Raw genomic sequence first — 15859 nt, 5'->3', positions numbered from 1 at the left:
GGTAAATGCTATGAACATGACACAAATTGAGTCCGCGCTACAAGACATCTTCGATGAACCGTTAAATGATGGCGAACAACGAAAGCTTGTGTTTTGGGTGGATAAAGACGAAGAATTTACGGAGGAAATTGGTCAATTAGCATTACCAAATGTTAAAGTCCAAGCATTATCTGATCGAAATTCATTTTATATAAAGCATTTGTTGGAAGAAGAAGACCCGACGTCCTTTTATCTGATTTATACCAATCTAGAACAAAGTGTAGAAGACAATTGGTTAGTAGATACAGTACTTTATTCTAAGACATTTTTCGCGGATCGAATTTCACTTATCTTAAATGAACTTCAGGTAGATTCCTCTCTTAGAGCGATTATTAAAAAACACGAACGATTTTTTAACAATAAAGAACGTTTCCGTAAATTTCAATCATTTGCTATTGAGTCTTACTCGGAAGAAACGATTGAATTGGCGATTATGAGTGTATTGTGTAATGTGAAAACACCCGATTTTGAAGCAGTGTTAAAAGAAGTACTATTGGATACGCTTAATGAGAATGAAAACCAACCTTTATCTCAACTGAAACGATTTTTTGATATAGATATATTTTGGCGATATGTCGCGAATTACTATGGCTATGTGCGAGAAACCAAGACCTTGAAGACTTTGTTTATCCATTTAACCGTTACAGCGTTCACGCATTCTATAAGCGATGAATATTTAACGAGTGTAAAGGATTTTATAGCTGTACGAAACAAGGCGAATGCGTTGGTATTTATTGATCACTGGATGCATCATAAAGCAGATGGTTTAGTCTTTGATCAGTATGCTGAAATGGTAGAGCAGGAAATTAAACTGCCAAGTATTCTACAAGATATTCCGGTAGATGAGTTTAAACAGGCTGATACATTCCCTTACATCGATAAAGTCATTATTATCTACATTGCGAATAACTTAATGGAAAGGCTTGAAGATTATGAGGAGTACACGAAGCTGATTAAATTGAGACGTGTAAAACATTATTACGGAAAATACGCATCGATTTACGAAGCTCTCTATTACACAGTAAAAATGCAGGAGTTTTATAAAGCACATCAACAAGGAATTCCACAAGGCTCAGCTATTGATTTGTACAAAGCTTACCGTGATGAGTATTTCGTTATGGATACGTATTATCGGAAATTCTATGTGGCCTACGATGAAGAAAGTAATCACGAGTTAGTGAAAAAGTTAAAAGAACTTGTTGAACACTTGTATACCAACTGGTTTATCGGCGAATTAAGCTCCCATTGGTCGAAATCGCTTAAGTCGGAAATGATTGAGGAATGGTCGCTTCCGGGGGTTCCAAGTCAGCAAAGTTTTTATTCGTCAGCGGTTGCTCCGCATGTTCGAAAGGGTGAACGTGTCTTTGTTATTATTTCAGACGCAATGCGTTATGAAGTGGGATTGGAATTAATGGATCGCTTGAATTCTGAAACAATAGGTATTTGTGAGATGCAGTCAATGCTTGGCGTAGTACCTTCTATAACAAAGTTAGGTATGGCAGCACTGCTACCGCATCGTAAGTTAGATTTTGATGAAAATGGCCGCGTCCTAGTAGACGACAAAGATTCGGCGGGACTCGAAAATCGCAAAAAGATTATCGAATCTTATGTAGAAGACAGTCTCGCTATTCACTTCCAAGATATGCTCGCTATGAATAAAGCTGGTCGCCGAGAAACGTTTAAAGGGAAGCGAGTTGTGTATATTTACCACGACACGATCGATGCGATGGGCGATAAAGCTTCCACTGAAATTTATACGTTCAACGCGGTTGAAACAGCTTTAAATCAGTTATATGCATTAGTTAAGATGATTCGCGATGATTTAAGTGGAACGAACATCTACGTCACTGCTGACCATGGTTTTTTATATCAACGTGATGCCTTAGAAGACAGCGATAAAATAAGTAATGAAGTATTAAATGCGGTCGAAATAAAACGTCGCTATGTAATGTCGAAAGAAAAACGCGAAATTTCTGGACAGCTTGGCATTAACTTGTCTTCAATTATAGATAATGAAGAGCAACTGACAGCTTATGTACCAAATGGGACGATTCGGAATCGCATGCAAGGGACTGGCGTCAACTTTGTTCATGGTGGTGCAAGTTTACAAGAAGTTGTGGTTCCGTTAGTTGTCTACAAAAACAAAAGAGCTGGTCAAAAGGGATCTTATGCTCTCCAAAAAGTAGACATTAAACTCACAAGTTCGACACGCAAAATTACGAATAGTATTTTCAATTTGAATTTTTTCCAAACAGAAAAAGTCGAAGATAAGATGATTCCGCGTACAGTGGTTATTTGTATCGAAGATATTGATGGAACGGTGTTATCCAATGAAGAAACAATTATTGGAGATCGTACATTTGATAACCCTGGAGATCGTATATTTAAGCTTCAATTTGTCTTAAAAAGTATTTCGTATGATCGTAACAAAACTTATTATTTACTTGTAAAAGATTTAGAAACAGGAGTTGTAACAGAGAAAATACCATTCTCCATTAATCTGGGAATTGTCAGTGATTTTGACTTTTAATTGAGGAGGTGTACTTGTGGCAGAAGAAACAGATGGGACTTCGACACTAGATCTTGATAAGAAATTAAATGATATATTTGCTGGGCGAGTTGTTCGTAAAGACTTAACTAAACTCATTAAAGAAGGTGCAAATGTTCCTGTATATGTACTTGAGTATTTGTTAGGAATGTATGCAGCGACTGATGATGAGCAGAGCATTCAAGAAGGTGTAGATCGCGTAAAAAAAATCTTGACTGATAACTTTGTTCGTCCAGACGAATCAGAAAAGATCAAATCAAGAATTCGTGAACTGGGACAATATTCAATTATTGATAAAGTGACAGTAGCTTTAAATCCGAAGATTGATACGTATGAAGCAGAGTTTTCGAATCTTGGATTAAAAGGTGTTCCGATTCCTTCTAATTTTATAAAAGAGTTTGATAAACTTCTTGTCGGTGGCATTTGGTGTATGGTCAAGATTGATTATTATTACGATGAAGAAGGGCGAGCTTCAAATCCATTTAGTGTTAGTAGTTTGCAGCCAATTCAAATGCCGAATATGGAAATGAATGAAGTATTTGAAGGGCGCAAGCAATTTACAAAAAATGAATGGATCGATGCATTGATTCGATCGACTGGGATGGAACCGACACAATTAGAAGAACGTGTAAAGTGGCATTTGCTTTTACGACTCGTTCCTCTCGTAGAAAACAACTACAACATGTGTGAACTTGGACCTCGTGGAACAGGAAAATCACATGTATACAAAGAAATTTCACCTAACTCTATCTTAGTGTCAGGTGGACAGTCAACTGTAGCCAATTTGTTCTACAATATGTCCACTCGAAAAGTTGGATTGGTTGGAATGTGGGATTGCGTTGCATTTGATGAAGTCGCAGGTATTCGATTTAAAGACAAAGATGGCATTCAAATTATGAAGGATTATATGGCTTCAGGATCGTTTGCCAGAGGTAAAGAAGAAAAGAATGCTTCGGCCTCTATGGTTTTTGTTGGTAATATCAATCAAAGTTTAGATGTCTTATTAAAAACCTCTCATTTATTTGCACCATTCCCTGAAGAAATGGCAAATGATACGGCATTTTTTGATCGAATGCATTATTATATGCCGGGCTGGGAAATTCCCAAAATGCGACCAGACTTCTTTACTGATAAATACGGATTCATTGTAGACTATATCGCTGAATTCTTTAGAGAAATGAGAAAACGCTCGTTTGCGGATTCAACAGACGGTTATTTTAAATTAGGTAATAACTTAAACCAACGAGATACTATAGCCGTGCGCAAAACAGTATCAGGGATGGTAAAGCTCATCTACCCAAATGGAATTTATACAAAGGAAGATATTGAAGAAATTTTGCGTTATGCATTAGAAGGACGTCGCCGAGTTAAGGAACAACTAAAGAAAATTGGTGGCATGGAATTTTATGATGTGATGTTCTCTTATATCGATAAAGAGACACTAGAAGAAGAACATGTTTCCGTACCGGAACAAGGTGGTGGAAAGCTCATTCCTGAAGGCATGGGTAAGCCTGGACATATCTATGTTGTAGGGCATGGTAACTCAGGTATGATAGGCGTTTACAAACTCGAAAATCAAGTTGTCAGTGGAACGGGTAAGTTTGATAAATCAGGTGTTGGTTCTTCTCGAGAGACAAAAGAAAGCTTAGACACAGCTTTTCGTTTCTTCACAGCTAACAGTAAAAGCATTAGTAATACCATTAGTACCAAAACAAAAGATTACTTGATGCATATTAGTGATCTTCAAGGAATTGGACTAACGAATGAACTTGCGATTGCGGAACTAATTGGCTTATGCTCAGCAGCATTGGACAAACCGGTTCAAGAAAGTACAGTTGTTATTGGTAATATGACTGTTGGTGGAACAATTGCAAAGGTTGAAGAATTTGCAAGTGTTTTACAAGTCTGCGTCGATGCAGGCGCGAAAAAAGTATTAATCCCTGCATCATCTGTTATGGATTTACAAACTGTCCCACCTGATTTATTAGTCAAAGTACAACCAGTATTTTATGCAGACCCAACAGATGCTGTATTTAAAGCACTGGGTGTAAGTTGAATCGCCAAGAAATATTCGGATGAATATTATGTTTATAAGATAAGAGAATGAACATAAATTGTTCAAAAACACCATCATGAGATGAGATAAAAGGAACAGCCCGTTTTGGACTGTTCCTTTTGCTTATACATATTCAACTAGTGAAGGTTTTATCTCCATCTCTTCAAGTGTTGTCCAGAGTGATTCCATCGCACGATCTGCGTCTTGATAGAAATGACGACCACGGACACGCCAGAAGTTCCAACCCGCTCGCTCCAAGACTTTTTGTCGGAACATGTCCGCTTCATACACATCTGGTCCGTGCCAACGTTCTCCATCACATTCGACGGCAAGTCGGTTGTGTTCGCCTTCGACGACAAGGTCGATCCGGTAGCCGTTGACTTGGACTTGAGGCGTGACGAGGTATCCCCGTGCGACAAGACGACGGTAAACGGCTTCTTCGAATTGTGAGTCAAAGCGATGTTTGACGCTCTCGAAGGATGCTTGGTCACCAAGTGGATTTTGACAATAGCCGAGCAACTTGTAACGCATGCAGTTGCTGTTGCCGATGTCATTCAATGAGACCGAATGGAACAGAATCATTTGATCGCGGGCCCGGCTCGCTGCGACATTAAAGCGTTGACTATCGGTTTCTTTCGTCATCGCCATGAAGCGTTTGTTTGGGGCGACGACCATTGAGAGTAACATGACGTCACGCTCGTCTCCTTGGAAAGTGTAGGCATCCCCAAAACGGACTTGATGCTGCATCAACGTCTCGATTCCGATTTCTGCCGTCGCGATCCGTTCAATCTGATTAGCTTGGGCATTTCCGAGTAAGGAGACGACACCAAACGTCCGATTTTGATAAAGCGGATCTTGCATCATTCGTTTCAGTTCAGCGACGATGGCACGTGCTTCCGGTACGTTCACCTTGTCCATCGTTGTCTCGTCGACGTATCCCTCATGAACAAAATGATTTTTGACGGCTGGATTCAGTCGTTCAGCGCGTTGGGGCAAGCGGAGCGGGACAATCGTTCCGTCATAGACGTGAGCGTTGCTGAAACCAATGATTTCCGGTACACAACGGAAGTGTTCCCGTAAGCCGACTTTCGTACTGAACTTGACGGAGGCAAGGGAATAGAGACTACTTGTCCCATCAAACAAGGTCATCGTCGAATCATCTCCGAAATACGTTTTCCGTTTTTCTTCGACATTATCGCGGTTATCAAAGCTTGTCGGACTGATTTGCCGATCGTCGCCGACGATGATCGCTTTTCGTGCCCGCGACAGGAGCGAAATCGCATCCATCGTACTTTGCGAACTTTCATCAAAGATGATGACGTCAAAGAGATCGCTCGCAGCCTTAAAGGATTCAAGGACACGATTGACCGGCATGATCCAGACTGGAATTGCGTCTTGGGCCTGCATCATTTGTTTGGCGGCTTCTTTCCGGTAACGTGGTGCATGTTTACCCGTTCCTTTTCCGACTTTTCGAATCAAGGTCGCCCAACTATTGAGCTGTTCTTGTTTCGAAGGCGTCATCCGTTTGAGCTGCTCTTTCCAAGCGAGCGTCGCACAGAGACGAGCGACGGTCTGTCCTTCTTCTTGCTCAAGACGATGGAGCTGCTCGCGTTCGTCTGCATCACTCAAAGCTTCAAGTCGACTCTTGACGTAGGCGAGGTGCCACGCGTCACGAAGTTCGAGTGCATGAAACGTCGGGGCACTGTTCGTTCGTAATGCCGTGAGCCAGTTCGGAGCAGCCTGTTCCAACGTGTTACTAAGTGTTTGTAAGCGACTTGCCCGATGCTCATTCGTTTCCAAGAGTCGTAATTCTTCATAAATCACTGTGTAGCGAGTAGCATCCCAATCACGAATCGCTTGCTGTAGCTTAATAGTGATAGGGTGGGTGAGTTCTGCTACATCGAGTAAAGATAACCAGGTTTGTTGCTGCTCGTGCAGTTCATCTAGACGCTTTAGTTCAAAGAGTGACTCTAGGGCATTGGTTTGAAGCCCGAGCCACTCTGATTCATACGTGAAGTCATGATTTTCATAACTTGCGTGTAATGGACGGAGGACTTGCGTAAAGTGTTGCATGATACTGTCAAGTTGGCGGAAAACATCGAGCGCTTTTCGGTACGTCGTTAAAGGACCAACCGGAATTTCAATGGAATGATGTTCAAAGCGATGCTTAAACGTCCGCTCGAGTTTTCGAAGTGATTCCGTATACGTCAACTGTTGCAAGAGTAACGTAACATCTGCGGCACTCGCCATCTTCTTCCCGTCAATCGTCACTTCATCTAAAAGAAGGGCGTATTTTTTTCGTTTTGTCCATTTAAAGAACATCCCATCGACCTTGTTTGCTTCAAACAGGGGCAAGAGTTCCGTTGCGAGTACAGATACATCTTGATCTGTTGTCGGAAGAGCAAAATCATGTAACGAAACGGTCCGCTCGAGTTGTTCGATCTCAAGAAGTGTCTGTTCGAACGTCAACCGATCTTGCTCGAGCTCATCGAAATCAGAAGGATGCGCCAGCCAATGACGATATAAGGCAAGTGTCCAGTCTTCAAGGTTCGTATATTGCCGAATGGACTGCTGGAGCCAGTCGAGTAGTTGATGTTTGGTCTCATCCGACGCGGATTTCATCCATGCAACTGGTAACGCAGTCGGTTCGATGAGTCGGAGTGCTGTTACTTCAGCGACGAGTTCTTCGAAGATCATTGGTTCCGCAAACGCCGTCCGTGTTGGTCGGCGACCGAGAATCTTGAGTTCGGCAAGTGCTTCTTGATCCTGCATCAATTCATACAGTTCCTGAATATCGACGGCACTCATTGGTGCTTCTTCAGACAAAAGCGGCGTCGGAATCTGTGTCGAAATCGTGGATTGACTCATCCATTTTGCCCACTCGAGTGGCGTCTTCGTTTCTTGACCAATCGTCAGACCGTCGTGTTCGATAATGGCTTGATCAAGCATCATCCGACGCGTCGACGCAATTTCGCGACGAATCGTTTCGAGATGATTCCGAATCGTTGTGGCACTTGCTTCTAGTTCTTCAGCTGACGTCTTATTCAAATAGCTTGAGATACCATGTAAAGATGTTTCCGTTTGTTTAATCATCTTGGAATCAGCGCCTAAAACAGAGACCGCCAGTTCACGGATTTCAGCAGGCAATTTATCGCGGAGTACCGTTAAGGCATGTTCTTTTTCACTTGTGACAAGCACACGTTTCCCGTGAGCGAGAAGATGCGAAATTAAGTTGGAAATCGTGTGGCTCTTTCCGGTACCCGGTGGTCCCTGAACGACGACACCTGCGTTGTTACTTAACTGCTGAAGAATTCGTTTTTGTTCTTCATTGTAAGGAAGCGGGAATAAAATCTCTTCGCCGACAGCCTGCCACTCGGTACGATCTTGTTGATCTAGGGCAGCAATCGCTGCATCATCCGAAGTAAAGAACTGTTCGAGCGCAGGTGACAACGGTAAGTCCTGCTCGATCGCTTCCGCAAGGTGTTCATGCTCTTCGACCCAACTGTGATTGGATTTCGGACGCCGATAAAGGCGGACACCTGGCATGACGTAAACGTCAGCTTCTTGTGCATAAGCATGGTCCGCATGTAACAGCCGAAGTACTTGTTCGCTTCGTTCTTGGAGTTGCGTTTCGTCCCAAGGGTTAAAGTCGAAGGCGTGGTCTTCCTTGAAATCGAGTTCGTATTCCGAGAGCTCTGCTTTCATCCAGACGCTGTCCCAGTTCAGCATATCTAACTCAAGTTTCGGAAGTGTTGGTGTCGTTTCAATGCGGAACAAACTTTTTTCAGTATCAAACTCAATGACAGCGGGTCGGACGAAAAGTGGTCGCTGAATAGATTGTGTTGGCCAGTGCAGGTGACCGAAGGACCAAACGATTTCATGGGTATCATTATCAGTCGTTTGGAACTGATACATCCGGTACATCAAGTCATAGAGTGCTTGTGCCTTTTCATGCTGACGTTTTTTCTCTTTCCAGTCACGAATAGCTAATTCGTAGGTCGTCCAAAGTGACGTTAATTCTTCTGGAAGAGAAGCCTTGGGTGTAACGTCGTCACCGGTCGTCACGGTCCATTCGCTTAATTTACTCGGGAGGGCAGGACGATCGATTGTGAAGGCAGGGTGAAACTTTACTTCGACGATGGTTTGCTGACTGTCATCGCTTGTTGAAGTGACGTTCGGAAAGTTCATCGTCGTCTCATCTAAAATCGTTGTATACGTTTTGGTATCTCGTTGTGTTTTTAAGCCAAGCTTCTTGACGGAAGCCATGAATTGAAAAAGGTTGATTGCTTTTGAACGGGTAGTGCTCATTACTAGGTAGCTCCTTATATGTAAATTTAAAAGTTAGGAAATTAGAGGTGGTTTATTGAAAAAATAAGTGCTTAATTCCTAGTTTTTAGGACACTATTAGTATACAAGGAAACAGGATGAAGAGAATAGTAGGGAGCAGAAAAAAAGACTTTCCGAATGGGTCTTCGGAAAGTCAATTTAGAGGGATAGTGATTGCATTATTGGTAGAAGAATCGACAGTGTTACCTGTAGCAGGATCGGTCGGTAAACCAATCAGAAAATCAAAGGAATCGAGAGTATCTGCAGCTTCTTCCATGAAAACATAGTAGCTCCCTCGATCTTTCGTACCTGAGCGAAGAAGTGGAAGGTCCGCGTTTGGATCGTAGCTTCGATTTAACGTAAACTTTCCGACGGGATTATATTCATTTGTTCCATTGTTAATAAAGGTACTAGCAAAAGAATAGTAGTAGTCTTGTGAGGTGTCATTTTGAACGGTCACAGATACTTTCAACACAGAAATAGGTTCGGCATCAAACATGAATTTCTTCACGAATGGTTCATAGGCAGTGACTTCGCCAACTTCAATTTGATTGATTTCATAAAAGAAGTTTGGAGCAAGTTCGATTTTTTCATTAACATTTTGAAGGTTTACCGGGGTATAGGAAGCGTAATACTTTTTAGTTTGATCATAGACCTTTTCTTTTGGGGCTTCTGCTGCATCATCTGAAGTTTCTTGTACAGATTCATCTTCTGCCTCTTCTATGATAGGCTCCTCGACAGGTTCTTCAGAAATTGGTTCATTTTCAGTGTCGGCATCAGTATCGGTAGAAGCGGGAGCTGCTGTTGATTCTGAATTCGTTGTGGGAGGAGCAGATGAAATGACTTCGTACGAAAGTAAGATAAATAAAATACCAAAGGGTAATGCGTACTTCCAGATACGGGGCATTGCCTGAAAGGACTGATACTTTAATAAAAACAGTCCGCTAACAAAAATGCTAAGGATACCAAGACAGAGTACGATATAGAACATATTTTCAAAATGAAACAGAGTCGCAAATGCGGTTAGTAAGTATAGAAGTAACAAAATGGCTGCAGGAATGACAATCTGAGGGGAGAGGCGACGTTTCGAATATTTATAGAGACAGTAAAAAATCCATAAAAACAAAGAGAAAACCGTTAAAAATAAGAGCGGCAGCAGTATGATTTCGAATTGACCGTTTTGACGATAGAGGATGTAACCATTCAAGAGAGAAGTCAGAAACAAAATGCTACTTAACCAGAGTAGAAGCGTCGCGTCAGTTAATTTTTCAGGAGGTCTCTCACCTTTGACGACTTGCAGGCGATAAATGATAGCGGCAACGAGGATGGCTAAAGATATGGAGTGCAAAATCTGAACTAGGTACTGCATGCTAATCTCCTTTCTATACGGAAAAACAGCGAAGAACCATTAGTAATATTTCCCCGTATTTTACTAAAAACAATCAACTTACATATATTAAATTAAAATAGGAAGGGAAGTTTATATTGTATTATTTATTTTTGTGGTTTATTGAAATCTAGTTGCTAAAGTCTAATGAATCTTTTTGAGTAATGGTATTTTACAATTTTTCAGTTTACTGTTCAGCGTGGTAATAAAAAAAGAAACGGATCAACTGACCCATTCCCGATATGAAAAGAAAATTATCTAATTAGAAGAAGAAACATGTCATCTTTCATTAAGAAAGTCATTTCGCTAATGCTTTTACTTTCACAAGGAGGTCGTCAGAATAAGCTCCTTTGGAGATGGAATTGATTAACTCCACAAATGACGCAGCTGCTTGTTGGAAAGCGCGAATAAACTCCGTTGTCTCATAGACGACTTCATCTTGATCGATTCTCAGTGACAAGCTGTGACTCGAGTGCTTTTTGAACGTAACCTCTATGGGCGTGTTGGGATAATAGAAGGTGGCATAATCTTTTTTCAGGTAGCAATCTAGAGCTTCTGTATAGTACTGCCAAAGAGGCGCAAGTTCATCCGAGGTATCCATACCTTGTATCGAGTCGTTTCGGTCGTTTGAGAAAGCGATGATACCTTCTAGATTTAAAAATCCGTCTTCGAGCCAATTTTCTTTTTTGTTTACATAAGATTGAATCCGTTCACGTTCCTCAATACTGAGATGATATTGTTCATTTTCTAAAAAAATAAGAGTTTGAATGTTCAAGCAGTATCCTCCTTTTAATTAGTAAGTGCAATCAATCTTGATATGGTCCTGCTTTTTGATTATAAAAGACATTGCATGAAATAATAGGTAAAATATTCCTTGAGTCGGATTAAAGAGAGGGTGGATACCTGTATATGTTCAAGGATGTAGCTTTAAAAACTTCTTCAACAGCAAATCGCCTTGAAGTCCGCATGGGCGAATCTATATCTATTCAAACAAGTCGAGAAGAACAGGAACAGATTTTAGAGCGTCTTCAATCGCGAGAAAAACGGACGGGTTATCAGGAAATTCAGATTGATTTCCCGGGGAATCAATCATTGAATCTATCGGATATCGGATTTTGTTTTTTAGCGCTCGATTCCTATCCGCGACTAACGGTACAAGAGCAGTTGAAATTTTTTAAGCAACTCTATCAGAGTGAGAATTCGATTGAGGAGTTGCTTGAACGGCTCCATTTGACGGAACGGGCCCGGACAAAAGGAAAAGAGTTAACCTACTCGGAACAAAAACGACTAGTACTCGGTCGTCTCCTATTACAAAATCCGCGTGTTTTGGTGATGGAAGAGCCGATTCAAAATGTCGACTGGCAGACCAAACAATTGATCCTTCGCTTCGTACAAGAAGCAGAACAAGATGGAAAATCGGTGATTCTCCTGACAGAAAGTTTAGAGAATGCGATGTTACTATCACGGTCTGTGTACCAATGGCGAAACGGAAAACTGCAGTTTGTGGAATCAGAAATTACAGTTGAACCAGAGGAAGAAACAGCTGTTCCAACTGATCTGTCTCCGGGACAACAAATGCTGCAAAAAATTGCGATGAAAGTCGATAAAAATATCGTATTGCTGGATATAGCGGAGCTGGATTATTTGGAGAGTATTGCCGGTACGGTTCAAGTGAATAGCAATCACAACCAGTATCCAGGTCTGTATACGTTGCAAGAATATGAGCAACGGTTGCAGGCCTATCCTTTCTTTCGGTGTCATCGCTCTTACTTAGTTAATCTCGAAAAAGTATCAGAAGTGATGATGTGGACGCGAAACAGTTATAGTCTGCTGTTGAAAAATGGCAAGGAAGTACCGCTATCGAAAAACCGGGTCTCCCTCTTAAAAGAGATATTGGGTCTTCAATGACGTTCCGTTAAGGGAGTGACAGACGCCTGTCGACGGATCGGATGCTCCTGTCAGCTACTTTTTAAGGTATTCACGTTCTCTAGGTTCTATGCTGAGCGTAGAACAGATGAAGGGAGTTTATAGGATGCCGATTATTGAAGTGGATCAGATTACGAAAGAGTTTTCAGGACAGGTTGCCTTAAACAAGATTAGTTTTTCGGTACAGCAAGGGGAAGTGTTTGGGTTAGTTGGACCGAGTGGAGCTGGCAAGACAACATTACTTCAATTACTGACAGGGCAAGTCAAAGCCGACACGGGTCAGGCAAAAGTGCTCGGACATACGACGAATCGGTTGCGGGGAGAACAGTTACAAGAAATCGGAATCATGACAGACAATAGCGGTCTGTATGATCGTTTAAGTATTTACGATAATCTTAAGCTCTATTGCCGGTTATATGGTTGTTCTTTAAAACGGGTCGAAGAAGTTCTCATGATTGTCCATCTCGGTGCAGAACAAAAGAAGAAAGTGCAGCATTTATCGAAAGGGATGCGCCAACGCGTGTTGTTGGCTCGCGCCTTGTTACATGAACCTCAGCTTCTTTTTTTGGATGAACCGACATCGGCGCTTGATCCGATGAATACGTATTATATTCATCAAGGATTACGCACGTTAAATCAAAAGGGAACGACTATTTTTTTGACGACACACGATATGCGGGAAGCAGAGGTACTCTGTCACCGGGTAGCATTTTTACATGAAGGGAAGTTGCCGTTAATGGGTTCACCAATCGAGTTACGTGAACGGTTTTCTGACGCAACCGTGACAGTACGTTTGACAGGGAGGGAACCAATGATTTTACAAAATGGACCGGAGGATGCCCAAAAGATGTATGACTACTTTTGTTCAAATCAAATCGTTACGATTCATTCAAACGAACCGACACTAGACGAAATCTTTATTCATGTCACGGGGAGGGGACTCGTATGAATCTGTCCATCCAGCGAACACTTGCGATCTTTTTGAAGGATGTTAAAGATGTAACCCGCAATCTCTTTGTCACGACCACATTATTGGTTCCGATTCTGTTAGCCATTGCTTATAGAAATCTTGGCGACATCACACTTGAGATTCATTACACCGTGATCAATCTGACGTTTTCTTCTGTCACAGCGTTTGTTCAGTGCACACTGATTGCAGAAGAAAAAGAAAAAAATACATTACGGACACTCATGTTGTCGCCTGCGACCACAAGTGAAATCTTACTCGGGAAAAGTCTTTTGAGTTTGTTGATCACACTCATAACAATTCTGCTGTGCATTCAAATTACAGGATACGTTCCGGAACACGTTGGACTGTTTGCTCTTGCAATAATCGGATCCTGTTTGTTTTATCTTGCACTCGGAACAGTACTTGGTTTAATCACAAAGTCAGTCATGGAAGCATCGGTTGTTGTCCTCCCGATCATGTTTTTATTTGGTTTTGGCACGATGCTTGAGACATTGGCTTCAAATAACGCCTACTTGAAGTTGCTTGAATATCTACCAAACTTACAACTGTTACGATTTGCTGAGCTTTTGGAACAACAAAAGTTCACATCACTCGGACTGCCACTTTTAGTGATCGGAATCTGGAGTGTACTAGGTGCTTTGCTGGCAGTGATGGTCTATCGGAAACAACTACAAAAACGCTAACTGGTATATCTTTTCGAAAGACAATTCAGACGACATATGAGCTTAAATAGCAGTGAAAGCAGGTAACGGAATTCATAGCGGCTATCACATATCTAAAAAAATACTCAGGGCTCCACTCGTGAAGAGAATAGAAGAAAATCCAACGTATTAAGCAAACATAGGAGGTCAAAATGGAAAAACATCAAGTTTCAGATTCAGGATGGAAACGCCAAGCGGTATGGGAAGGATGTATGCTCGCCTCCATCGCTCACGCTATCTTTGTCGCGAATAATCCTGACTTTGCGTATGAACATTCCTGGGATGGTAACAATTACAGTACAAATGATGGTCAAGGTAGCAGAGGGACAGTTACATTTGGTCAAGATTTTTTTGTCGGAGGATTTAGAAACGAAGAATTCTCTGTAGAGACGACAGAAGCAAAAGAACTGTTCAGCCAAGCTCCGCAACGCGTACAAAAAATAGCTGAAGAAGACATCTTTCAATACTTGTTAGATGAGGTGGATGGTTCAGCTCTTCCAATCGTCACTACTGTCTTATGGGGGAATGATGATCAAGTTTTTTCTAGTCATCCATATGACGACATGATTGAACAGGGGGCCCATCTTTTAGAAATACAGGCATCCGAGTACGAAACTGGAGTTAAGTATTGGGAAGAGTATTATGAACTCACAGAACGACAGCTGACGTTATTAAAAAAACTGTATCACTTGAAGTTAGAAAATCCCGCGCGAACTATTACTTTATCTGTAGAGGATATTCAAGCACTAGATGCCGTTGATGCAGAAGGAATGGAAGAGAGTAAAGTTTCTTTCTCTGAAATGGGTTTTGAGTGGCCAAGTAAATGAATACGCATTGAACTACTACCACTTACGTTACGCTCAGAAATGAAGGTTTCCTAAATTATTCGATTTGTCAGCCTCTCTTCCGTTTAATTTAACGTTTTTTAAAGAAGACCCGTGAAATAAGATTCGTGATTGTTCCCGCAATGAATGCTTCAAGCGTAGCAACTATAAAAATAGCGAGTATTTCCTTCCAATCCGGCGTCCCAAGGAAATTTAAAAGGTTCAATAAGAAAAATAAAATGAAAAAGATGACATAATCGATTTTACGCATAGACTCTCCCCCTTTTGTATCATCTAATAAAAATATTGGTATGTAGTGTCCTGAAGACTATTACTGTGCCGACAAAAACCTAATAGAACCTAAAATGATGAAGTAGTTTTATGAGTTTGTCATCTTACACTCTTGAAAGACAAATGAAGTTGATTTTACATAAAAAATCCTCCTCTGTTCATTTGAACAGGGGAGGTTATGATTTAAGCCGTTACTTCACTCACTTCGTGATTGAGTTGCCACTGAACGCCAAACGGATCTTCGACGATACCGTAGGCTTCACTCCAAAACGTTTTTTGGATTGGCATGATGACATTGCCGTCTTGCGCCAACTTATCGAATGTCTCGTGAATGACTTGGATGTCCGGCAGATGCAGAGCCAGTGTGACATTTTGTCCGATCGTCACCGGATCATGTGGCATCGCGTCGGAAAACATGACGCGTGTACCGTGAACAATTAATTGCGAATGCAGGACAAGCGACTGGACGTCTTTTTCAAACGGTTGACCGTCCGGACCATTGCCGGGACCAAACTCCATGATGTCAGGAATATCTTGACCAAAAACTTTGGCATAATAATGGATTGCCTCACGGGTATTGCCGTTAAAAACCAGGTAAGGGGTAATCGGCATGATAATGCTCCTCTCCATTTGAACACGGCTAACTGATGCTTATAGTATACCAAACATTTGTTCTCGTTTAAAGAGCTTTCCGATTAAAAATGAAAGCGATATCATTTATTTTTTAAATTCCAAAAAAATTCGCAAATAATGGTTGCGTCTTTCCAGATTCCGACCTATACTAAATTTAT

At 41.4% G+C, this 15859-nt stretch carries 11 protein-coding genes; 6 read left to right on the top strand and 5 right to left on the bottom strand.

The window, feature by feature from the left end; translation table 11 throughout:
- The first annotated feature begins 10 nt into the window (after nucleotides 1-10).
- Nucleotides 11-2569 (top strand): BREX-1 system phosphatase PglZ type A, encoded by a 2559-nt coding sequence (gene pglZ, locus P397_RS0115425; RefSeq protein ID WP_028107088.1) that lies wholly within the window; start codon nucleotides 11-13, stop codon nucleotides 2567-2569.
- Nucleotides 2570-2585: 16 nt separating this feature from the next.
- Nucleotides 2586-4643, top strand: coding sequence for a protease Lon-related BREX system protein BrxL (brxL, locus tag P397_RS0115420; RefSeq protein ID WP_028107087.1), 2058 nt, complete (start codon nucleotides 2586-2588; stop codon nucleotides 4641-4643).
- A gap of 123 nt (nucleotides 4644-4766) precedes the next feature.
- Here brxL and P397_RS0115415 read toward each other — a convergent pair whose 3' ends face one another.
- The 3 genes from P397_RS0115415 to P397_RS0115405 form a co-directional block, all read right to left on the bottom strand.
- A complete protein-coding gene (locus P397_RS0115415; protein WP_028107086.1) occupies nucleotides 4767-8951 on the bottom strand; it encodes an AAA domain-containing protein in 4185 nt (1394 codons plus the stop codon).
- Nucleotides 8952-9123: 172 nt separating this feature from the next.
- Complete coding sequence (locus P397_RS0115410; protein ID WP_028107085.1) at nucleotides 9124-10338, bottom strand: hypothetical protein; 1215 nt, start codon at nucleotides 10336-10338, stop codon at nucleotides 9124-9126.
- Nucleotides 10339-10654: 316 nt separating this feature from the next.
- Entirely contained in the window at nucleotides 10655-11131 is a 477-nt protein-coding gene (locus tag P397_RS0115405; protein WP_026834098.1) for a hypothetical protein, read from the bottom strand.
- Nucleotides 11132-11265: 134 nt separating this feature from the next.
- Between P397_RS0115405 and P397_RS0115400 the strand changes: the two genes are divergently transcribed.
- From P397_RS0115400 to P397_RS0115385, 4 genes are all read left to right on the top strand, one after another.
- On the top strand, nucleotides 11266-12264 hold the full coding sequence (locus P397_RS0115400) for a LytTR family transcriptional regulator DNA-binding domain-containing protein (protein ID WP_028107084.1): 999 nt from the start codon (nucleotides 11266-11268) through the stop codon (nucleotides 12262-12264).
- Nucleotides 12265-12388: 124 nt separating this feature from the next.
- Nucleotides 12389-13231, top strand: a complete 843-nt coding sequence (locus tag P397_RS0115395) for an ABC transporter ATP-binding protein (RefSeq protein WP_035414267.1) — start codon at nucleotides 12389-12391, stop codon at nucleotides 13229-13231.
- Nucleotides 13228-13935 carry an ABC transporter permease gene (locus tag P397_RS0115390; RefSeq protein WP_028107082.1) on the top strand — a complete coding sequence of 236 codons (708 nt, stop codon included), beginning with the start codon at nucleotides 13228-13230 and terminating at the stop codon, nucleotides 13933-13935. Before P397_RS0115395 ends, P397_RS0115390 begins: the two co-directional genes overlap by 4 nt.
- A gap of 170 nt (nucleotides 13936-14105) precedes the next feature.
- Entirely contained in the window at nucleotides 14106-14780 is a 675-nt protein-coding gene (locus P397_RS0115385) for a hypothetical protein (protein WP_028107081.1), read from the top strand.
- A gap of 88 nt (nucleotides 14781-14868) precedes the next feature.
- Here the strand turns inward: P397_RS0115385 and P397_RS0115380 are convergent, their stop codons facing one another.
- Nucleotides 14869-15048: a hypothetical protein gene (locus P397_RS0115380; RefSeq protein ID WP_028107080.1), complete on the bottom strand. Its 180-nt coding sequence runs from the start codon at nucleotides 15046-15048 to the stop codon at nucleotides 14869-14871.
- Nucleotides 15049-15251: 203 nt separating this feature from the next.
- Complete coding sequence (locus P397_RS0115375; protein WP_028107079.1) at nucleotides 15252-15680, bottom strand: VOC family protein; 429 nt, start codon at nucleotides 15678-15680, stop codon at nucleotides 15252-15254.
- Between the last annotated feature and the right edge of the window lie 179 nt (nucleotides 15681-15859).

Origin of the sequence: Exiguobacterium undae DSM 14481 (genome assembly GCF_000620805.1) — a bacterium.
Lineage (GTDB): Bacteria > Bacillota > Bacilli > Exiguobacteriales > Exiguobacteriaceae > Exiguobacterium_A > Exiguobacterium_A undae.
The sequence above is the reverse complement of the archived record's forward strand: the minus strand, read 5'-3'. Positions and strand labels throughout refer to the sequence as shown.